The organism is Steroidobacter gossypii (genome assembly GCF_016801985.1).
Lineage (GTDB): Bacteria > Pseudomonadota > Gammaproteobacteria > Steroidobacterales > Steroidobacteraceae > Steroidobacter > Steroidobacter gossypii.
Genome location: NZ_JAEVLS010000009.1, coordinates 24,565 through 44,433 on the forward strand (window position 1 = coordinate 24,565; position 19,869 = coordinate 44,433).

The 19,869-nt window shown below is 63.1% G+C and carries 18 protein-coding genes, 1 tRNA gene and 1 pseudogene; 15 read left to right on the forward strand and 5 right to left on the reverse strand.

The genetic code is table 11. From position 1 onward, the window contains the following. Positions 1–414: 414 nt before the first annotated feature. The 7 genes and pseudogenes from murJ (at position 415) to JM946_RS30795 (ending at position 8,312) form a co-directional block, all read left to right on the forward strand. Entirely contained in the window at positions 415–1,998 is a 1,584-nt protein-coding gene (gene murJ / locus JM946_RS28160) for a murein biosynthesis integral membrane protein MurJ (RefSeq protein ID WP_203170793.1), read from the forward strand. A gap of 62 nt (positions 1,999–2,060) precedes the next feature. Next, a complete protein-coding gene (locus tag JM946_RS28165) occupies positions 2,061–2,987 on the forward strand; it encodes a bifunctional riboflavin kinase/FAD synthetase (protein WP_203170794.1) in 927 nt (308 codons plus the stop codon). Between the two features lie 7 nt (positions 2,988–2,994). Beyond that, positions 2,995–5,802, forward strand: a complete 2,808-nt coding sequence (gene ileS / locus JM946_RS28170; protein ID WP_203170795.1) for an isoleucine--tRNA ligase — start codon at positions 2,995–2,997, stop codon at positions 5,800–5,802. Positions 5,803–5,812: 10 nt separating this feature from the next. After that, complete coding sequence (gene lspA, locus JM946_RS28175) at positions 5,813–6,355, forward strand: signal peptidase II (RefSeq protein ID WP_203170796.1); 543 nt, start codon at positions 5,813–5,815, stop codon at positions 6,353–6,355. A gap of 2 nt (positions 6,356–6,357) precedes the next feature. Next, a complete protein-coding gene (ispH, locus tag JM946_RS28180) occupies positions 6,358–7,335 on the forward strand; it encodes a 4-hydroxy-3-methylbut-2-enyl diphosphate reductase (protein ID WP_203170797.1) in 978 nt (325 codons plus the stop codon). Between the two features lie 159 nt (positions 7,336–7,494). Continuing rightward, positions 7,495–7,953: pseudogene (locus JM946_RS31855) on the forward strand (FkbM family methyltransferase); the annotation flags it as partial. Positions 7,954–7,985: 32 nt separating this feature from the next. Next, a complete protein-coding gene (locus tag JM946_RS30795; protein WP_230980056.1) occupies positions 7,986–8,312 on the forward strand; it encodes a hypothetical protein in 327 nt (108 codons plus the stop codon). A gap of 21 nt (positions 8,313–8,333) precedes the next feature. On the opposite strand, the gene JM946_RS28195 is transcribed toward JM946_RS30795, so the two are convergent. Further along, positions 8,334–8,789 carry a type IV pilus modification PilV family protein gene (locus tag JM946_RS28195; RefSeq protein WP_203170800.1) on the reverse strand — a complete coding sequence of 152 codons (456 nt, stop codon included), beginning with the start codon at positions 8,787–8,789 and terminating at the stop codon, positions 8,334–8,336. Between the two features lie 28 nt (positions 8,790–8,817). Next, positions 8,818–9,369 (reverse strand): GspH/FimT family pseudopilin, encoded by a 552-nt coding sequence (locus tag JM946_RS28200; protein ID WP_203170944.1) that lies wholly within the window; start codon positions 9,367–9,369, stop codon positions 8,818–8,820. 160 nt (positions 9,370–9,529) lie between these two features. On the opposite strand from JM946_RS28200, the gene JM946_RS28205 reads away from it, so the two are divergent. The 4 genes from JM946_RS28205 to JM946_RS31445 all read left to right on the forward strand — a co-directional run bounded on the left by JM946_RS28205 (position 9,530) and on the right by JM946_RS31445 (position 12,184). Then, on the forward strand, positions 9,530–10,024 hold the full coding sequence (locus tag JM946_RS28205; protein ID WP_203170801.1) for a Fur family transcriptional regulator: 495 nt from the start codon (positions 9,530–9,532) through the stop codon (positions 10,022–10,024). A gap of 95 nt (positions 10,025–10,119) precedes the next feature. Next, positions 10,120–10,195 (forward strand) — tRNA-Thr (locus tag JM946_RS28210). Positions 10,196–10,259: 64 nt separating this feature from the next. Further along, positions 10,260–11,393 carry a S1C family serine protease gene (locus tag JM946_RS28215; RefSeq protein WP_203170802.1) on the forward strand — a complete coding sequence of 378 codons (1,134 nt, stop codon included), beginning with the start codon at positions 10,260–10,262 and terminating at the stop codon, positions 11,391–11,393. A gap of 59 nt (positions 11,394–11,452) precedes the next feature. Further along, positions 11,453–12,184 carry a lysophospholipid acyltransferase family protein gene (locus tag JM946_RS31445; protein ID WP_203170803.1) on the forward strand — a complete coding sequence of 244 codons (732 nt, stop codon included), beginning with the start codon at positions 11,453–11,455 and terminating at the stop codon, positions 12,182–12,184. A gap of 47 nt (positions 12,185–12,231) precedes the next feature. Here JM946_RS31445 and JM946_RS28225 read toward each other — a convergent pair whose 3' ends face one another. Further along, positions 12,232–13,323, reverse strand: a complete 1,092-nt coding sequence (locus JM946_RS28225; RefSeq protein WP_269141147.1) for a cation diffusion facilitator family transporter — start codon at positions 13,321–13,323, stop codon at positions 12,232–12,234. A 141-nt stretch (positions 13,324–13,464) separates the two neighbouring features. Here JM946_RS28225 and JM946_RS28230 point away from each other — a divergent pair, with 141 nt between their 5' ends. After that, positions 13,465–14,196: a glycosyltransferase family 2 protein gene (locus JM946_RS28230; RefSeq protein WP_203170945.1), complete on the forward strand. Its 732-nt coding sequence runs from the start codon at positions 13,465–13,467 to the stop codon at positions 14,194–14,196. A gap of 449 nt (positions 14,197–14,645) precedes the next feature. Beyond that, on the forward strand, positions 14,646–17,306 hold the full coding sequence (locus JM946_RS28235) for an EAL domain-containing protein (protein ID WP_203170805.1): 2,661 nt from the start codon (positions 14,646–14,648) through the stop codon (positions 17,304–17,306). A 131-nt stretch (positions 17,307–17,437) separates the two neighbouring features. Here JM946_RS28235 and nadC read toward each other — a convergent pair whose 3' ends face one another. Together nadC and JM946_RS28245 are read right to left on the reverse strand one after the other, a co-directional pair. Further along, entirely contained in the window at positions 17,438–18,289 is an 852-nt protein-coding gene (gene nadC, locus JM946_RS28240) for a carboxylating nicotinate-nucleotide diphosphorylase (protein WP_203170806.1), read from the reverse strand. 196 nt (positions 18,290–18,485) lie between these two features. Continuing rightward, entirely contained in the window at positions 18,486–19,100 is a 615-nt protein-coding gene (locus tag JM946_RS28245; RefSeq protein ID WP_203170807.1) for a urate hydroxylase PuuD, read from the reverse strand. Between the two features lie 146 nt (positions 19,101–19,246). On the opposite strand from JM946_RS28245, the gene JM946_RS31860 reads away from it, so the two are divergent. Both JM946_RS31860 and grxD read left to right on the forward strand, forming a co-directional pair. Then, on the forward strand, positions 19,247–19,435 hold the full coding sequence (locus JM946_RS31860; RefSeq protein ID WP_203170808.1) for a DUF1289 domain-containing protein: 189 nt from the start codon (positions 19,247–19,249) through the stop codon (positions 19,433–19,435). A 29-nt stretch (positions 19,436–19,464) separates the two neighbouring features. Then, on the forward strand, positions 19,465–19,788 hold the full coding sequence (gene grxD / locus JM946_RS28255; RefSeq protein ID WP_203170809.1) for a Grx4 family monothiol glutaredoxin: 324 nt from the start codon (positions 19,465–19,467) through the stop codon (positions 19,786–19,788). Positions 19,789–19,869 lie beyond the last annotated feature (81 nt).

The following is a 19,869-nucleotide window of genomic DNA, read 5'->3' on the forward strand; positions in this document are numbered from 1 at the left end:
CAAAAAATAGGCCGCGAATTCTGCCGATCACACCGCCGTAAGGCAAGGGCAAAGTGGGTATTTGCCAGGAATTTTCGCCAGGTTTCGGCCGATGCCGGCTTCGAAGGCGCGAATTCGTAAGGCGTCGGCTCGCAAGGGATCGCCGGGACGCGCTGTACGCGGTGGCGCCGCGCATTCGAAATGCGCCGGTCTCCTGCCGAACCAGCAGCGCGCCAAGAGTGGCCGGGGCGAAGACAAGCCAGCCGACGCGCACTGGCGCCGGGGCAGGCGAGCAACTTGCCTGCATTCCGCCACATTCCTCCGCAACCATCCTGGACGGCTGTCCCGAAGTGCCTGAGCACGTCGTCCGCTTCTTCACTACCATTGCCGCCCCATGTTCCGCCCAACCACCACCACCTTCGAGCCCGGCCAGTCATGAGCCGCGGCTTCTTTCGCAGCACCGCCATCGTCGGAATGACCACGCTGCTGTCGCGGATCACGGGGCTGATCCGCGACATCGTGCAGATCTACATGATCCCTTCGGTGTTTCTGGAGGTGTACGTCCTTGCCAATCAGATCCCCAATCTGTTGCGGCGGTTGTTCGCCGAAGGCGCGTTCTCGCAGGCCTTCGTGCCGGTGGTGGCGGAGTACAAGACCAAGCGCACCAAAGAGGACGTGCGCGAGCTGGTCGACTCCGTGGCCGGCACGTTGGGCGGCTTCCTTGCAATCGTCTCGCTCGTGGGCGTGATCGCCGCGCCGGTGGTCGTCACGATCTTCGCGCCGGGGTTCACCACGAAGGAGGTCGGGCAGTTCGACCTCGCCGTGGAGATGCTTCGCTGGACCTTCCCTTACCTGCTGTTCGTCTCGCTGACCGCGCTCGCCGGCGGCGTGCTCAACAGTTATCAGCAGTTCGCGCTGCCGGCGTTCACCTCGGTGGTGCTGAACCTCGTGCTGATCGTGTTCGCAGGGCTCGTGTCGCCGTATTTCGAGCAACCGGCCATGGCGCTCGCCGTAGGTGTGTTCGTCGGCGGTCTGTTGCAGGTCTTCATCCAGTTGCCGGCGTTGATCAAGCTCGGGGTGATCCGCCGCCCGCATTGGAATCTGCAGCACGAGGCCGTGCGCCGGATCGCAAAGCTCATGGGGCCGGCGATCATCGGCTCATCGATGGGGCAGTTGAGCATCATGATCAGCACGGGCATCGCCTCCCTGCTCGCCGACGGCAGCATGGCCTGGCTGTATTACGCGGACCGGCTGGTCGAATTCCCGCTCGGCGTATTCAGCATTGCGCTTGCGACCGTGATCCTGCCGAGCCTGTCGTCACAGCACGCCAAGGAATCGCCGGATGAGTTCTCGGCGACGCTCGCCTGGGCCGTGCGCCTGGTGTGTCTCATCGTGATTCCCGCGTCAGTGGCGTTGTTTGCGATGTCCGGGCCGCTCACCGTCGCGCTTCTGCACTATGGCGAGTATCGGGACATCGACGTCGAAATGACACGCATGGCGCTGATGGCGTTTTCGCTCGCGCTGTTGGGCTGGAGCATGATCAAGGTGCTCGCGACCGGTTACTACGCCCAGCAGAACACCAAGGCGCCGGTGAAGATTGCGATGCGCGCGCTCGGCGTCACCATGGCCCTGAACGCCGTCGTGGTGCTCGGCCTGTGGCTCACGGATCATCTGAAGACGCCCGGTGCGCACACCTTGCTCGCGCTCACCAACGGGGTGGGCGCCATCATGAATGCAGCGTTCCTTTATCTGGGGCTGTTGCGCTCTCAGGTGCTGCGGCGGGGTCAGGCCCTGCGGGGCCTGCTGATCAGGATCGTCGTGGCGAGCGCGCTCATGGCCGCATTCCTGTGGTGGTTCGGTGGGGACATCGGAACGTGGCTTGCCACCGGGAAGATCGAGCGCATCGTCTGGCTGGCGGGCCTGGTGGCGGGCGGAATCGCCATTTATTTCGGGGCCTTGTGGGCAATGGGCGTACGCGCCGGCCAGTTCCGACTGCAGCCGCCCGCGACTTCCCTATAATGCAGGGCTTCCGGTGGACGATCTCACCCTAATCTTTGGACTGGTGGAGCACGAGGGCCGCGGTGGAGCTCATTCGGGGCCTGTATAACCTGCGTGCGCGGCAGCGCGGTTGCGTGCTGACGATCGGGGCATTCGACGGCATCCACCTGGGTCATCAGGAGATGATCCGCGTGCTGCGCGAACGGGCGGCACAGCACGGACTGCCGGCGGCGCTGTTGTCGTTCGAGCCGACGCCGCGCGAGTTTTTCGCCAAGGGCGCGCCGCCGGCCCGGTTGACCCGCTTTCGAGAGAAGTTCGAAGCGCTCGAGCGCTACGGGGTCGATCGTTTCGTCTGTCTGCGGTTCGACGATCGCATGCGCTGCCTCGGCCGCGAGGAGTTCGTGCACGAGGTACTGGTAAAAGCGCTCGGCGTCCGCCACATCGTGGTAGGGCATGACTTCCGGTTCGGCCGCAACAACCAGGGCGATGTCGGCTGCCTGCGCACGCTCGGTACGGCGGCGGGGTTCGAGGTGACCGAAGTGCCGCCGTTCGAGGTCGATGGCGAGCGCGTCAGCAGCTCCTCGATCCGTGAGGCGCTGGCCGTGGGTGACATGGCGCGCGCGGCGAAATTGCTGGGCCGTCCGTATCGGATGACCGGTAAGGTGATTCATGGCGAGAAGCTCGGGCGCAAGCTCGGCTTCCCCACGGCGAATCTGAGATTGCACCGGCGCGCCACGCCGCTCGCCGGAATATTTGCAATTCGCGTGTCGGGCGGCGCGCTGAAGGATGCGCCAGGGGTTGCAAACCTCGGCACGCGACCGGCGGTGAACGGCAAGGAGCTGTTGCTCGAAGCGCACGTGTTTGACTTCGCGGGCGACTTGTATCGCCAGTGGCTGCACGTGGATTTCATCGCCTACCTGCGCGAGGAGCGCTGGTTCGCCGACATGGACGCACTGATCGAGCAGATGAATCGGGACGCCGCGCAAGCGCGCGAGATATTGGCTTCGTGAATTGAGTATGGACTATAAGCACACCATCAACCTGCCCCAGACCGACTTCCCGATGAAGGCGGATCTGGCCCGTCGCGAGCCGGACACTCTCAAGCGTTGGGAGGAAAGCCAGACGTACGCGAAGCTGCGCGAGATCGCGAAGGGGCGGCCGAAGTTCATTCTCCAGGACGGCCCGCCGTACGCGAACGGCGCGATTCACCTCGGCCATGCCATCAACAAGGTGTTGAAGGACATCGTCGTCAAGTCGCGCTCGATGGATGGCTTCGATGCGCCTTATGTGCCGGGCTGGGATTGTCACGGCCTGCCGATCGAGCACCAGATCGAAAAGACCCGAGGCAAGGAAGTGAAGGCGCTTGCGCCTCGCGAATTCCGTCAGGCGTGCCGCGAGTACGCGATGTCACAAATCAATGGCCAGCGCGAGGACTTCAAGCGTCTGGGTGTCATGGGCGATTGGGATCGTCCGTACATCACCATGGCGCCGAAGTACGAGGCCGAGCAGTTGCGCGCGTTCGCGCAGATCCTGCGCAACGGCCATGTCTATAAAGGCTTGAAGCCGGTGCACTGGTGTCTGGACTGCCGCTCGGCGCTCGCCGAGGCGGAAGTCGAGTACGAGGACAAGGTGTCGCCCGCGCTCGATGTGCGCTTTGCGGTGAAGGATCCTCAGGATCTCGCGAAGCGCTTCGGCGTGTCCGCGTTGAAGTCGCCCGCCAGCGTGATCATCTGGACCACGACGCCCTGGACGCTGCCTGCCAACCAGGCCGTGGCACTCGGTCCCGAGTTCCGTTATTCGCTGGTGGACACCGGCAGCGAATTGCTGATCCTCGCAAGCTCGCTGGTCGAGCCGGTGCTCAAGCGCGCCGGCGTGGAAACATCGACGCGCATCGCGGAAGTCGAAGGCGCGAAGCTCGAAGGGCTGAAGTTGCAACATCCGTTCTACGAGCGGGTGGTGCCGGTGATCCTGGGCGATCACGTCACGATCGAGGATGGCACCGGCGCCGTGCACACCGCGCCCGGCCACGGCGTGGAAGACTTCGAGATCGGTCAGAAGTACAAGCTCGAGGTCTACAACCCCGTGGGTAGCGACGGCCGCTTCGTCACTGGCACGCCGTTGTTCGAAGGCGAGCGCGTGTTCGATGCGAACAAGCATGTGAGCGAGGTGCTCAAAGAGCGCGGCACGCTCTTGCATGAGACCAAGCTCACCCACCGCTATGCCCATTGCTGGCGTCACAAGACGCCGGTGATCTATCGCGCGACCGCGCAATGGTTCATCAGCATGGAGCAGGCGGGTCTGCGCAAAGGCGCGCTGCGCGAGATCGCCAAGGTGAAGTGGGTGCCCGGCTGGGGTGAAAATCGCATCGCCAGCATGATGGCCGAGCGACCCGATTGGTGTATCTCACGCCAGCGCGTGTGGGGCGTGCCGCTGCCGTTGTTTACTCACAAAGCGACGGGCGAGCTGCATCCGCGCACTGTCGAGCTGATCGAAGCGGTCGCAAGGCTCGTGGAAGAGGGCGGCATCGATGCGTGGTTCGATCTCGATCCGGCGGAGTTGCTCAGCCAGGAAGCGAGCGAGTACGAGAAGGTCAACGACATCATGGATGTCTGGTTCGACTCGGGGTCGGCGCATCACTGCGTGCCGCAGATGCATGAGGATGTCACCGCGCCTGCGGATTTGTATCTCGAAGGCTCGGACCAGCATCGTGGCTGGTTCCACAGCTCGCTGCTCACCTCGGTCGCTCAACACGATCGCGCGCCGTACAAGGCGGTGCTGACGCACGGCTTTACGATCGATGAGAAGGGACGAAAGATGTCCAAGTCCCTGGGCAACGTCGTGGTCCCGCAGAAAGTCATCGGCACGCTCGGCGCCGATGTGCTGCGCCTGTGGATCGCAGCGACCGACTACGCCAACGAAATGGCGCTCTCGGATGAGATATTGAAGCGCGTCGCGGAGTCCTATCGGCGCATTCGCAACACCGCGCGCTTCCTGCTCGGCAATCTCGATGGCTTCGACCCGGCGACCGATAAAGTGCCGGCGTCGGAGATGGTCGAAGTCGATCGCTGGGCGGTGTGGCGCACTCAGCAACTGCAGGAAGAGGTGATCGCGGCGTATCGCAGCTATCAGTTCCACCTCATCTATCAGAAGGTGCACAACTTCTGCAGCGTCGATCTGGGTGGCTTCTATCTGGATATCACCAAGGATCGCGTCTACACCACCGGCAAGAAGAGTCTGCCACGCCGCTCGGCGCAGACGGCGATGTTTTATATCGCCGAAGCGCTGGTGCGTTGGCTGGCGCCGATTCTGTCGTTCACGGCGGAGGAGATCTGGCGTTACATGCCGGGCGCGCGCTCCGAGTCGGTGTTCTTCAATACGTGGGCCGAGCTGCCGAGAGAGATGACGCATCAGCCGTCGATCAACTGGCCGGCGATCCTCAATCTGCGCAGCGCCGTCGCGCGTGAGTTGGAGAAGCTGCGCAATGCGGGCTCGATCGGTGCGCCGCTGGATGCGGAGGTGGATCTCTACCTGAGCTCGTCCTCGCTGTTGAGCGTGCTGCAATCGTTTGGCGAGGAGCTGCGGTTCGTCTTCATCACGTCCGCGGCACGTGTGCATCCGGCGGACACTCGTCCCGCGGACGCGGTGGCGGCGGAGGAAGCGGAAGGCAACGGCGCCTGGATCGTGGTCAAGCCGACCACGTCGGTGAAGTGCGTGCGCTGCTGGCACAAGCGTCCCGATGTCGGTCACGATGCACGGCATCCGGAGCTGTGCGGCCGCTGCGTGACCAACGTGGAAGGCCCGGGCGAACAGCGGCGGTTTACCTGAGGTTGATGCAATGACCAACCCCCTGGCGAAAGTTTGGTTCACGCCCACGCGCGGCGGCAGCAACTGGCTTTGGCTGTCCTTTTTCGTGGTGATCCTCGATCAGGCGACCAAAGCCTTGGTCATCAGCACCGTGAAGTTTCAGGACAGTATCGCGTTGCTGCCCATTCTCGATATCGTCTATCTGGAGAATACAGGCGCGGCGTTCAGTATTCTGGCGCAGGCCTCGGGATGGCAGCGCTGGTTCTTCATTGCGCTCGCGGTAGTGGTGAGCGTGACGTTGATGATCTGGCTGCGGCGCATCCGCTCGGATCAAACCATCCTCGCGATCGGCTTGTCGCTGGTGCTGGGGGGCGCGCTCGGCAACGTGATCGATCGGGTGATGCACGGCTACGTGGTCGACTTCATCTACTTCAACTGGCGCACCTGGGACTTTCCGGCGTTCAACATCGCCGATACGGCCATCTCCATCGGCGCCGCCTGTCTGCTGATCGATGCCTTCCTCGAAAGCGGCCAGGATCGCCGCCCCGCCGACGGCACGACTCCGAGCAAGTGACCATGCAAATCCTCCTCGCCAATCCTCGCGGTTTCTGTGCGGGCGTCGATCGGGCCATCGACATCGTCGAGCGCGCGGTGGAGTTGTTTGGCGCGCCCATCTATGTGCGACATGAGGTCGTTCACAATCGTTACGTCGTCGAGCGCTTGCGCAGCCTGGGCGCTGTGTTCGTCGAGGAACTGGACGAAGTGCCGGACGATGCGACCGTGATCTTCAGCGCGCACGGTGTGGCGCGGTCGGTTCAGGAAGAAGCGCGTCGTCGCGATCTGAAGGTATTCGATGCGACCTGTCCGTTGGTCACCAAAGTCCACATGGAGGTGTCGCGCTATGCGCGCGAGGCTCGCGAGGTGATCCTGATCGGGCACGAGGGTCATCCGGAAGTCGAAGGCACGATGGGCCAGTTCGATACTCAGTACGGCGGTCGCATCCTGCTGGTCGAGACACCCGAAGATGTGGAGAGGCTCGAGATCAAAGATCCCTCGCGCCTTGCGTTCGTGACGCAGACGACCTTGTCCGTCGACGATACTCAAAGAGTGGTCGATGCCTTGCGCGCCCGCTTCCCGACGCTTACGACGCCGCGCAAAGAAGATATCTGTTATGCCACGCAGAACCGGCAGGATGCGGTGAAGCGGCTCGTCGAACGCTGCGACATCATCCTGGTGGTCGGCTCACCCTCCAGCTCCAATTCGAATCGCCTGCGAGAGATCGCTGAGAAGGCCGGCATCCCTGGCTATCTGATCGACGGTCCCGAGGATATGAAGCGCGAATGGTTCGATGGCAAGCGCGTGGTCGGCGTGACGGCCGGCGCCTCAGCGCCCGAAGTGCTGGTCGAGCGCGTCGTCGCGAAACTCAAAGATTGGGGCGGACAGGCGCCGGAGAGTTTGCAAGGCCAGGTCGAGAACGTCGTTTTCAGCCTGCCCCGCGAGCTTCGCGTGCCGCTTCCGCGTGCTGAGGCGCGCGCAGGGACACTACAAAAATAACAATCGATGCGTCGATTGCTGAGAGCCGCGCTCTGATGCTCGCGAGCAATCGGCATGCTAACATCTGCGCTCCAATGAGTCCTTGGCCGATTGCACGGATATAGGGTGGCCCTAGCACCCCAGCTCATTCGGGCCCTGCCCGGTCTTCCACTCAAGCGCATGTTATGGAGCCTCGTACGTCGTCGAGAGTTCCACTATGAGACTGTCACGCCGCGAGGCTGGCGCATCAGCGGCCACACACGCGACTGGATCCAACGCACGCTCTACTACTTCGGATTGTGGGAGCCCAACCTCACTGCGTGGATCGAAAGCAGGCTGAAGCGCGGCGACGCGTTCATCGATGTCGGCGCAAACGTCGGATACTTCACGCTGCTCGCGTCTCGCTGCGTCGGAACGGATGGAAACGTGGTGGCGATCGAAGCGATGCCCGCGATATGCGAGCATCTGGCCAGACACGTTCGCGATAACGGAATCAGCAACACACGCGTGGTGAACAAGGCTGCGGTCGGCCCGGACGCGCCGAGCGAAGTCCGCTTGTTCTGGGGAGAGGCCGGCAATCTCGGATCTACGGGGATGTTGCAGCAGGACAGCGCTTCGCCTTCCATTTGCGTTCCGGCCAGCACACTCGCGGATATTCTCACTGACGCGGAGTGCCGTCGCGCCCGACTGATGAAGGTGATGTCGAAGGCGTGGAGGACGAGGTCATCCGTGGGCTGCAATCGGAAAGCGGACGTTTCAACGACTCGCTGGAGCTCATCGTTGAAGTCGCCTGCGAGCCCGCTCGCGAGCAGCGCCGCACGTGGCTGATGAACCATCTGAACCGGCTGGGCTTCTTCCCGTATGTACTGCCGGAGTCGCACAACTTCCGAGATTACGCGTACCCGAAGCAAACGTTGCCGCGGCCGCGGCGGCTTCGAGAGCCGCTCACACGCATGCACAATGTGATTTTCTCAAGGATCGATGGCGAGACGCTGTAGCCGGCGTATCCGGGAACGATCCTAGTTTCGGATCTCCACTCTCGTCACATACGACGCGGCGCCCGAGCCGGGCGCGGACCAGCTGACGGCGACGACGAAGCTCGCGGGCGTCATGGACGTATCTCGTGAGATCGAGCCGAGGCCGCTGGGCAGCGCCTTCTCCACTTCGTCTTCCCAGCAGGCCGCGATCTGTGCGGCCTGGTCCTGGGGCAGCTTGATCTTCGCGTTCGGGTCGCAGATCACACCCACGGTGGTGGCGAAGCCGTCGCGGCCTTCGCTGGTGTTTCGAATGCGCTCGGCCATCTGTTCAGCGAGCTCGGCGGCGCGCAGCGGCAGGCGGGCGTCCGCGGGGATGTGAGTCTGGTCGGAGTAGAGCGCAGCGATACCGATGATGGCGACAGCCATCACCAACAAGGCGGCAAGCACTTCGACGAAGTTGAAACCGCGCGAGCGATGAACGCTGCGCAGGGTCGGCATTGGTCCTCCCATACAGGAGCCATCATGGCTATCCGCCGGGACAGCGTAAAGGGCGATTGTCACTGTCTCGTCTCGAGACACGTGGCCGACCCACGGCGCTGATGATGACCGCCCTCGCTTCGGTTGGCCCGCGGTGGTCGCAGAAGACGAGCGTGCCGTTCACCACGCCATGATGATGCGGTCTGAACGTGTAGCTGCGCCGGTTCGAGGTGATCGTCCCGCCGCTCCACCGGTGCTGAACGGCAAGCACAGTCTCGTTCGCATCCCGGACGGGCGGCTCGTCCCGATCCGCGTTCTCGAACACCATCCAGCCGTGCTGCCAGTCGATCGTCTGGTGGGTGCAGGTCAGCCCGTCGGTGGAGCGGCAGATGCTCACCGCCTTGTTCCGGGTCAGCGCGGTGCTTCGCGCCAGAAAAATGGCATGGACGAAGCCGTTCACCGCCGCGGTTCGCTGTGAATCTCGCAACAGGGTGTCGAGCGATGGGATGGCCAGTCCCACCGCGATGGCCAGGATGGTCATGGCGATCAGCAGCTCGAACAGGGTGAGGCCCCGGGGCCGGGGATGAAGGGCGTCAGACATGTGCGTTGCCTCGCTTCGACGCCGGCCAACATAGGGGTGTCGGCGTGCCCCGTAACGTCGATTTAGCGGCTTTTTCGCCTGATTTCTCGCCTCCGGCCGGTCGCCGATGTATGCTCGGCCATAGAGTATTTGCCCGGATTTATCAGTGGCGGGTTCTTACGTGAGCTCCGAGTACAGCGCCCAGCATCGCCCCGACGTCGACCCCAGCGCCGACCCCTCCAGCAACCAGGGTACCCCGACCCGAGATCGGATCGCCCAGCAGCTGCATCTGCATGGGCTGAAACCGACGCACCAGCGCGTGCGGGTGGCCGAGATCCTGATGGCGGCGCCCACCCACATGACTGCCGAGCAGATCCTGGCGCAGATCCGCAAGGGCGGCGAGCGCGTCTCCAAGGCCACGGTCTACAACACCCTGAAGGTGCTGGCCCAGCGCGGCCTGGTGCGGCAGATCCACCTGGATCCGGAGCGCTCGGTGTACGACTCGACCATCGTGCCCCACCACCATTTCCACGACCTGGAAACCGGCGAGCTCAAGGACATCGACCCGAACGACATCGCGTTCAGTCGATTCCCGACATTGCCGGAGGGCATGGAGGCCGAAGTGGTGGAGGTGGTAATCCGTCTGCGCCGGAAACGTGCCGCCGACGGCGCCTGAGTCGATGGCGGGCGGCCTGTTCCCCCGCAACTTCTTCCCCTATACTTCGCACCCCCGCCGCACCGGCCCCGCCGGTGCCGCTTCGGCTCATCGGTGCCGACTTAGCTCAGCTGGTAGAGCAACGCATTCGTAATGCGTGGGTCCGCGGTTCGATTCCGCGAGTCGGCACCATTTACTTCGAGCCGTACCAAGGTAGAGCCGCTCGAAGTCCTCGCCAACCGGAGGCCGAAGAACAATGAATCCCCCCGGACCCAATCGCTGGCGGAACGTGTCCCGTTTGATCGTGCTCGCGCTGGCCGCATACGGGGCCTGGTATTTGAGCACCGACACCTGGCGCAAGGTCGCGGTCGACGCCGCGCCGCGCCCGGTGGTGCCGCGCCGGGAGCTGATGCAGGACGAGCAGGCCGTCATCGGCTTGTTCGAGGCCGCGAAGGGCTCGGTCGTGTACATCTCGACCCAAGAGCGCGTCATGGATTTCTGGACGCGCAATGTGATGACGGTGCCGCGTGGCACGGGCTCGGGATTCATCTGGGACGAGCAGGGTCACATCATCACCAACCTGCACGTGGTCCAGGGCAGCAGTCGGGCGATCGTGAAGCTCGCCGACGGTCGCGACTTCGAAGCGACTTTCATCGGCGGCAGCGCGGCTCACGACATCGCGGTGCTGCGAATCCAGGCGCCCGATGCGCCCACGCCGATTCCGGTCGGCACCAGCAACGATGTGCAGGTGGGCCAGAAGGTATTCGCCATCGGCAATCCGTTCGGTCTCGACTGGACCTTGACCACTGGCATCGTGTCCGCGCTCGATCGTTCGCTCGACGGCGAAGACGGCCGCGTCATTCAACATCTCATCCAGACCGATGCGGCGATCAATCCGGGCAATTCGGGCGGGCCGCTGTTGGACAGTTCGGGTCGATTGATTGGCATGAACACCGCCATCTTCAGTCCGTCCGGCGCGAGCGCCGGCATCGGGTTCGCGGTGCCGGTGGACACCATCAATCGCGTCGCGCCGGAGCTGATCGCTACCGGCCGCTATGCGCCGCCGAGCTTGGGGATCGAAGTCGATGAAGTGCTGAGCCGCGCGATCGCGCGCCAGCTCGGCGTCAGCGGTGCAGCCATCCTTCGCGTGCAGCAGGGCGGCACGGGCGATCGTGCGGGCCTGCGCGGCGCCCGCATCGGCCGGCGCAATTCCATCATCCCTGGTGATGTCATCCTCGCGATCGACGGTGAGGAAGTCGACAGCGGTGCACTGCTGTCCGCGCGGCTCGATGATTACAAGCCGGGCGATACCGTGCGCCTGAGAGTCTGGCGCGAAGGCAAGGAGATCGAGCTGACCGCCGAGCTGCAGCAGGGCGACCAGGCGCGTTAAACTTCGGGCGAACGCCGCGCTTCGCGCGGCGTTTGCGTGATCAGCATCAGGAGCAAGGAGTGTCAGGAGAAACTGCGCAGCCGACGCGGCCTGCGCGTACCAAATCGCAGCGCCGATTGACGCCGGCGCGCATGTTCGCCTATCGGCTGGCCGTGTACCTGGGCGCCTTCATTCTCGAAGTGCTCTGGCGCACCAGTCGCTTGAAGCTCGTCGGCCTGGAGCGTCTGGAAGCCTTGTTGAAAGAACAAGGTGCAGTGGTGCCCGTGTTCTGGCATCAGCATCTGCTCATGGCCGCGCGATTCATGTGCTCCAATCGCATCGAGGGCATGAAGCCTGGCTTCATGATTTCTCCTTCGGTCGATGGCCAGGCGCCGACCATGCTGGCGGAGTTGTACGGCGCGCATGTCGTTCGTGGCTCAGGCTCCTACACCGGCGTGCGGGCGGTGCGCGGCGTTTATACCGCGATCGTGAAGGAGGGCATCTCGCCCACCATCACGCCCGATGGTCCGCGCGGGCCACGTTTCAAGATGAAACCCGGCGCCATCTTCACAGCGCAGATCAGCGGCAAGGCGGTGGTGCCGATCGCCTACGCGGCGAGTCCCGCCAGGCTGTTGAGCACCTGGGATAAGTTCGTCATTCCCTGGCCGTTTGCGCGCCTGCGCATCGCCATCGGCGAGCCTTACTTTCCGCCGAAGCGGATGAGTGACGAAGAGATGGTCGCAGCTCAGGAAGAGCTCGAGCGCCGCCTGCACGAGACGTTCAAGATCGCCGAGCGCGCGCTGGCGGAATAGAAGTGACTGATGACTGGTGACTACTGACTGGTCAGAAGGCGAAATCGTCACCCTCGCGCGGTGCGGTCTCGCTTGAGCGGCGGTTGCTCGCAGTCCTTGTCGACGCAATCTTCCACTTCGATTTGAATGGTCGCGTGCGTGATGCCGAAGCGCTCGGCCAGCAGCGCCTTGGTGTCTTTCAACACCACTGCTTGATCGGCCGAGACGCTCACCAGCGCGTGCATGGTCAGGAGCGTCTCGTGCGGCCCCACCGACCAGGTGTGCACATGATGCACATCTCGAATGGCAGGAATCCGCTGCTCGAGCGTCCGGCGCAACTCGACCTGATCGAGCCACTCCGGCGATCCTTCCATGAGTATGTGCGCCGACCGGCGCACCAGTGAAACGGCGCTTTTCACGATCAGCGCGCACACCAAGAGCGACAGCAAGGGATCGATGGGCAGCCAGCCGGTCCACAAAATCACCAGCGCCGCCACGATCGCCGCCGCCGAGCCCAGCAGATCGCCGAGCACGTGGAGCGCTGCGGCCGAGACGTTCATGTCATCGTGCGCGTGGCCGCGGCTCAACATGGTGAACACGATCAGGTTCACAGCCAGACCGATCGAGCCGATCCAGAGGATCACGCTTGCGTTGACGGGCACGGGATTGAGCAACCGCTCGATGGCTTCGAACGAAATCCACGTGACGATGAACAGCAAGGCGCAACCGTTCACGAATGTCGCCAGCACGCGCAGGCGTTGATAACCGAAGGAACGTTTGGCGTCGGCAGGCCGGGCGGCGATGCGCACAGCGGCCCAGGCGAGCGCCAATGCAGCGGCGTCGGTCAGCATGTGGCCTGCATCGGCGAACAGCGCGAGCGATCTCGCCAGCAGTCCGCCTGCGAACTCGACGAACATGAACAGCGCGGTCAGCGCAAAGGCGATGCCCAGCACCCGGCCGCTGGCGCCGGCGGTATGGTCGTGATCGTGCCCACGGGAAGCGTGCGCGACGGAGCCATGGTCATGGTGATGATCGCCACATGCACCCGCCGAATGGCTGTGGCCTGCGTGATCGTGGGCGAAGTGGGCACCGCTGCCGCCGGCTTCCTGCCGGTGCTCGCCGTGGTGGTGTCCCCCGGCCCGGTGCCGGTGGTCGTTCATGAAGCGAGCATAAGGCGATTGGTTTTCCCCGGCCAGACGTCTCCTCTGATCGGAAGTGGCCGAGGCCGCTTCGACACGTCCGACAAAAGGCGCGACTTTTGCCGGACGACCCACAACCCTGACCCTATAATTTGGGTGCGCATGAAGCTTTCCGTCGTCATTCCGGTCTGTAATGAAGCTGAGAATGTCGGGCCGCTGGCCCGTGAAATAAAGGCCGCCCTGGTCGATCACCAGCCCTTCGAGATCATCTTTGTCGATGACGGCAGCACCGACGGCACGGTCGAGGCCGTTCAGGCCGCCCGCGCCACGGGAATCCCGGAGATCCGGCTGCTCGAGCACTCGCAGCGCTGTGGACAGAGCAGGGCAGTGTGTACCGGCGTGGAGGCGGCGCGCGCCGAATGGGTCGCGACCTTGGACGGCGATGGTCAGAACGATCCGGCAGATATTCCAGCGCTGATCAAAGCGCTCGTCGCCGGCGACGAGTCGCTCAAACTCGTGATGGGCAATCGCACCACACGCAAAGACACGTGGTTGCGCCGGTTTTCTTCACGTGTTGCCAATCGTGTGCGCGGCGGGCTGCTTCGCGACGGCACGCCCGACACCGGCTGTGGCATCAAGCTCATGCATCGAGCCACCTTCATGCGACTGCCCTGGTTCAACCACATGCACCGCTTTTTGCCGGCTTTATATCAACGAGACGGGGCGCGCGTGGTGTCCGTGCCGGTCAGTCATCGGCCGCGTACGCGCGGCGTTTCCAAGTACGGGCTGAACAATCGGCTCTGGGGCGGCATCGTCGATCTGTTCGGCGTGCGCTGGCTGATCCTCCGAAGTCCGCCGCAGACTCGCATCCGGGAAACCCTGCAAGGCGAATGAGTCAAGGATCTGACGGGGGAAGCGTCGGATCGCGTACGGCCTGCGCGGAGCAATGTCGCTGTTTGGCGTCTGGGGTCGAATGAAACACTTGGCACCGCGCTTTCCATCGCATATTTTGCTGTGCCACAATCGGTCGATCGCCACACTGCTATTCATATTCGCTCAGCGTCGAAACGGTTTACGCCGCTTTCGAACCAGATGCAGTGACGGCGCGAGAGTTTCGATTCGGGAGGGTGCCCTGAATGACTGTCTCAGCCTGCTTGGCGAACCAGTCAGCGGCGCCTGGGGTTCGCAAGGATTCCCGGCTCCGCGATAAGAACTGTAACAACGATTCGGGCGCGGCGAACAGAATGGATCGCTGCCCTTCGCTGAGTCCGCAACTACGCGGCTCGGCTTCGACGACTCACTGACGCGCTCCCCAAGTGGCAAGCAACCCGACAGAGCATGCGATGCTGAGTGCACCGAGCGGCGACACGTTGTTCACCGCGCGCCCGCGCCGCAAGTCCAACGCGGGTTTGGACGTACTGCTCACCAAGGCGTCCATCGATTTTCAGAACCTGACCAGCGAGCGCGACGATCCGCTGCTCAAACATAATCTCGAGGCGCTGCGGGAGGCGGCCGGGCTCGACGCCATCGTCATCGCGACCTTCGATGAGGAGCACAAGAGCATCGAGCATGTGGTTGCAGCGAGCGGCCTGTTCGCGACCTTCAATCCCATCGTGTTTCATGGCGAGCCGCTCGAACGCTTGCCATATCTTCGTAACAAGCTCGGTCACCTGCGCATCGTCGAGATCCGCGACACCGCGCATCCGCGGCGTGAGCTGATCGCAGAAGGCGCTCGATTCGCATCGTTGCACATTGGCGCGGCGCTCGTGGTGGGCGTGGCCATTCAAGGGCGCGTTCAGGCGTTTATCGCGCTGTGCTCGACCCTGCCGCGCGATTCCTGGGACGCCAACCTGCACTTGATGCTCAAGCTGCTCGGCTCGAGTTATTCGAGTGGCGTAGAAAGGTTGCGCTACCAAAAACACTTTCATGCGCTGGAAGAGCGCAACGAGCTCGCCCTGCATGGCGCAAACGACGGCTTGTGGGACTTCGAAGTCGACACTCAGAAGACTTGGTTCTCGCCGCGTTGGAAGGCCATGCTCGGTTACACGGACGATGACGTCGAGCCGCTCACCGACTGGCAACAATTGTTACATCCGGATGACACGGTTCGCGTCAGTACGGCGCTGCGCGATCACTTGTCCGGCAAGGAGCCGCTGTTCGAAAGCGTGCACCGTCTGCGGCATCGCGATGGCGTGTGGCTGTGGGTGGAGAGTCGCGCCAAGGCCCGAGTCGATGAGCACGGGCGCGCCCGTCGCATCGTTGGCGTCGATCTCGATGTCACCGAGCGCAAGCTGTATGAAGAGGCGCTGTTCAAAGAGAAAGAAAGCGCGCAGATCACGTTGCAGTCCATCGGCGATGGCGTAATCACCACCGATTCGAAGTGCCGGATCGAATATCTCAATCCGGTCGCCGAGCAGCTCACCGGCTGGCGGCTGGAGCATGCGCAAGGCCGCGTGATCGACGAGATCTTCCGCAGCTTCCACGAGGAGACCTGCGAGCCGCTGGAGAATCCGCTCGCGGTCGCGATCCGTCGCACTCGCGCGATCAAATCGGTCCGTCCGACGCTGCTGATCCGTCGCGACGGCAACGAGCTTTACATCGAAAGTTGCGCCTCGCCGATTCGCGACGGCGCGGGCAATGTCTCCGGCGGCGTGCTCGTGTTTCATGATGTGAGCGAGAGCCGTGAGTTGAATCGCAAGCTTTCGTATCACGCGAGCCATGACATTCTCACCGGCCTGGTGAACCGCCGGGAATTCGAGTCGAGACTGGAGCGGGCGCTGAAGAGCGCCAAGGCGCGTGAGGCGTCGTACGCTCTTTGTCACATCGATCTCGATCAGTTCAAGATCATCAACGACAACTGCGGTCACAGCGCGGGCGATGCGCTGCTCGGTCAGGTCGGCGCGTTGCTCAAGTCGAAGATCCGGTGGCGCGACACGGTGTCGCGTCTGGGCGGCGATGAGTTCGGCGTGCTGCTCGAGAGCTGTTCGCTGGAAGAAGCCGTGCGCAATGCCGAGATGCTTCGCGAGGCGATCCGCAACTACAAGTTCGTGTGGGAAGAGCGCACTTTCCGGCTTGGCGCCAGCATCGGCGTGGTACCGCTATCGCCCGAGAACGAGGATGTCGCCTCGCTGATCTCGGCGGCTGACAGCGCGTGCGCCGCCGCCAAGGAAAGCGGCCGCAATCGCATCTACAGCTTCCAGGAAAACGACATCGACCTGATGCGTCGGCGTCGCGAGATGCAATGGGCGGCGCGCATCAACAACGCGCTGGAAGACAATCGCTTCGAGATCTTCCGCCAGGTCATTCAGCCGCTGCAGCACAAGGACGCGCGCGGGCTGCACTACGAGCTGTTGCTACGCATGCGCGATGAGGCGGGCAAGATCGTCGCGCCGGATCAATTCATCGTCGCCGCCGAGCGCTACGGGCTCACACCGAACATCGATCGCTGGATGATCGAACACGCGCTGCGCTGGCTGGTGTCCGAGGCGGATGAGCGCGAGAAGCTCGAGTTGTGCTCCATCAATCTGTCAGGCCAGAGCCTGGGGGACGACAAATTCCTGCCGTTCGTGATCGATCATTTCCATCGCAGCGGCATCGATGCCTCGAAGATTTGCTTCGAGATCACCGAGACCGCGGCCATCGCCAGCTTCTCGCAGGCGAACCGGTTCATCCATGCGCTGAAGGATCTGGGGTGCCGGTTTGCGCTCGATGACTTCGGCACCGGTCTGTCCTCATTCGGTTACCTGAAGCACTTCCCGGTCGACTTCCTGAAGATCGACGGCAGCTTCGTCAAAGAAATCCTGCACGACCCCATCGACCGCGAGATGGTGCGCTCGATCAACGAAATCGGTCATCTCACCGGCAAGCAAACCATCGCCGAGTTCGCCGAGAACGTCGAGATCATCGAGATGCTCCGCAGCCTGGGCGTCGACTACGCCCAAGGCTACGGCATCGCCACCCCTCAGCGCGTGATGAAGCTCGCCTCGGGCAGCGAAGCGTTCTAACCAGCTAGCGCCGGCTCTGCCGGCGCAACCCGATCCTGCCTCTGTGCCGGCCGCAGGCCAAACTCACCGCGGCCGATATGGATGAGCCCCCTTCCGTGCCGGCCAGGCCGAAAAGAAAAATTGCGGCGGCGTTATGCGAAGCGCATCGACAGGTCCAGCGCCCTCACGTGCTTCGTGAGGCCGCCGACCGACACGAAATCGACGCCGGTCTCGGCCACCGTGCGCAACGTTTCCAGCGACATGTTTCCTGACGCTTCCAGCTCGATGCCCTTGTTCTGATGCGAGCGCGTGATGTGCACCGCGGCCTTCAAGTCTTCATGCGAGAAGTTGTCGAGCAGAATCCGATCGACCTTCGCAGCCAGCGCCTGCTGCAACTCATCGAGATTCTCCACCTCGACTTCCACCATCACCTTGCTGTTGACGAGGCGCGCCTCCGCCACCGCCGCAGCGATCGACCCCGCCGCCGCGATGTGATTTTCTTTGACCAGGATGGCGTCGAACAAACCGATGCGATGGTTCGTGCCGCCCCCACAGCGCACCGCATATTTCTGCGCGAGCCGCAGCCCAGGAATCGTCTTGCGCGTATCGAGCACCCGGCACTGAGTGCCTTTCAGTGCCTCGGCGTACCGACTGGTCTCCGTCGTCGTCCCCGACAGTAACTGCAGGAAGTTAAGCGCCGTCCGCTCGCCCGTGAGCAACGCTCTCGAAGGTCCGGTGAGCTCGCATAGCAACTGATTGGCGCGAACACGCTCGCCGTCCTGCGCCTTCCAGGCAATCTGCACCCGGGTGTCGATCTGACGAAACACCTCATCGAACCAGGCTCGCCCACACAGTGTCGCGTCCTCACGCGTGATCACGGTGGCCTTTGAGGTGCGATCTGCAGGAATCAGTTGCGCGGTCAGATCGCCGGTCGCGACATCCTCCTCGATCGCAAGGGCCACGGAACGGCTGATGTACTCGGGGCTGGGCAGGTCAATCGACATGATTCGTCCTCGAACGCGAGAAACGAAAGATACGCTGGATTGGCCGAACCCCCAAAACGGAAGAACCCACCGGAGGGCTCCGATGAGCCGCCCCGGGTGCAGGACATGCCCGCCGCCGCAGGCGGCGAGCGAGAGGCAAGAGTCACGCGTTTTGCCGGGGGTGGCAGGAGCCCGATCCCGAGTATGGAATAGCAGTCTAGAACGGCAGTCCGTGGCTCTGCCCACCCATGCACATCAGCATCGGCACCGACAGAATGAAGTTCACCCGCGACGCATACAGCGCCACCTTGCGCGCTTTGGCTTTCTCCTCATCGGTGGCCGGTTTGATGCCGAGCACTTTTTTCTGGTTCGGCCAGATCAGGCCCCAGACATTGAGCAGCATGATGGTGCCCAGCCAGGCGCCGACCCCGATCACCACGAAGCCCTCCTGCAGCAGAAAGGCCTTGTGCAGGGCCATGGGCGATCCATAGCCGAACAGCAGGAAGTAGGCGCCGGTGAGCCAGGTCAGCACCGCGGCCCAACGGAACCACCACAGCGCCCTGGGGGCGACGTATTTGGTGATGCCGCCGCCGCCCGGGCCGCCTTTGTCCGCCGTCGCATCCGCCAGCGCTGGCAGCTGAACGACGTTGAAGTAGTAGAGCAAGCCGATCCACATCACCCCGGAGACAATGTGCAGCCAGCGGTCGACCTGCGCATGGTGGAAGCCGATGCCGTCGGCGCCGATTACGGTGGTGGTGAGGATCAAGGATAGGACGATCGCCAGCACGAACGCGGAAATGATGGCCCCGCGCACTGTCGTCAGTGGATGCATGACCCTACTCCTCGCTAAACCGTTGTTCTGTAGTTCTGGCCGAGGCAGGGCTTCCTTGCAGTACCCGGACTACGGCTTATGTCAGCAAAAAGCGTTTGAAGAATAGGGTAGCCATCCCCATAATTCAATTGTCAGCTCCGTCCGTCATGACCTTCCCACCCGCCCCACTTCCCGTTGCGTCGCCCTGTATCAAGGTCTGTGTACTCGATGCGCGGAATGTGTGCGTCGGCTGCGGCCGCACCATTGACGAAATCACTCAATGGTCGCGCCTGACGGAAGAGCAGCAGCGCCAGGTCGTGGACCGGGCGCGGCAGCGGCGTGAAGCCGCATCTTGAACCAGTTTGCCTTTACTTCCGAGGTTTCAATGGACGTCATCGAACGCATCAAGTCGCAGCTGTCCTCCAGCCCGGTCGTGCTGTACATGAAGGGTACCCCCGACTTTCCTCAGTGCGGATTCTCGGCGGCGGCTGTGCGTGCGCTCGGCGCTGTCGGCGCAGAGTTTCAGCACGTCAACATCTTCGAGGATCCGGAGCTGCGCGAGGCGCTGAAGCAGTACTCGAACTGGCCGACCTATCCGCAGCTATACGTCAATGGCGAGCTGATCGGCGGCTCGGACATCATCATCGAGATGTACAAGAGTGGCGAGCTGCAGAAGCTGATCGGCGAAGCCGCTCGCGCGGCGGGCTGATTCAAGCGCTCCAAATCTCCCGGCAATCGCACCCTCTTCCGAAAAGGGCGAAGGTGCATCGGGGCGAGCCTTCTGCGTCGC

What these genes read in the sequence shown, in the direction of transcription:
- murJ (WP_203170793.1), top strand. Translation starts at nt 415, where the DNA reads ATGAGCCGCGGCTTCTTTCGCAGCACCGCCATCGTCGGAATGACCACG.
- ileS (WP_203170795.1), top strand. Translation starts at nt 2,995, where the DNA reads ATGGACTATAAGCACACCATCAACCTGCCCCAGACCGACTTCCCGATG.
- lspA (WP_203170796.1), top strand. Translation starts at nt 5,813, where the DNA reads ATGACCAACCCCCTGGCGAAAGTTTGGTTCACGCCCACGCGCGGCGGC.
- ispH (WP_203170797.1), top strand. Translation starts at nt 6,358, where the DNA reads ATGCAAATCCTCCTCGCCAATCCTCGCGGTTTCTGTGCGGGCGTCGAT.
- JM946_RS28195 (WP_203170800.1), bottom strand. Translation starts at nt 8,789, where the DNA reads ATGCCGACCCTGCGCAGCGTTCATCGCTCGCGCGGTTTCAACTTCGTC.
- JM946_RS28200 (WP_203170944.1), bottom strand. Translation starts at nt 9,369, where the DNA reads ATGTCTGACGCCCTTCATCCCCGGCCCCGGGGCCTCACCCTGTTCGAG.
- JM946_RS28215 (WP_203170802.1), top strand. Translation starts at nt 10,260, where the DNA reads ATGAATCCCCCCGGACCCAATCGCTGGCGGAACGTGTCCCGTTTGATC.
- JM946_RS28225 (WP_269141147.1), bottom strand. Translation starts at nt 13,323, where the DNA reads ATGAACGACCACCGGCACCGGGCCGGGGGACACCACCACGGCGAGCAC.
- JM946_RS28230 (WP_203170945.1), top strand. Translation starts at nt 13,465, where the DNA reads ATGAAGCTTTCCGTCGTCATTCCGGTCTGTAATGAAGCTGAGAATGTC.
- JM946_RS28235 (WP_203170805.1), top strand. Translation starts at nt 14,646, where the DNA reads ATGCTGAGTGCACCGAGCGGCGACACGTTGTTCACCGCGCGCCCGCGC.
- nadC (WP_203170806.1), bottom strand. Translation starts at nt 18,289, where the DNA reads ATGTCGATTGACCTGCCCAGCCCCGAGTACATCAGCCGTTCCGTGGCC.
- JM946_RS28245 (WP_203170807.1), bottom strand. Translation starts at nt 19,100, where the DNA reads ATGCATCCACTGACGACAGTGCGCGGGGCCATCATTTCCGCGTTCGTG.
- JM946_RS31860 (WP_203170808.1), top strand. Translation starts at nt 19,247, where the DNA reads ATGACCTTCCCACCCGCCCCACTTCCCGTTGCGTCGCCCTGTATCAAG.
- grxD (WP_203170809.1), top strand. Translation starts at nt 19,465, where the DNA reads ATGGACGTCATCGAACGCATCAAGTCGCAGCTGTCCTCCAGCCCGGTC.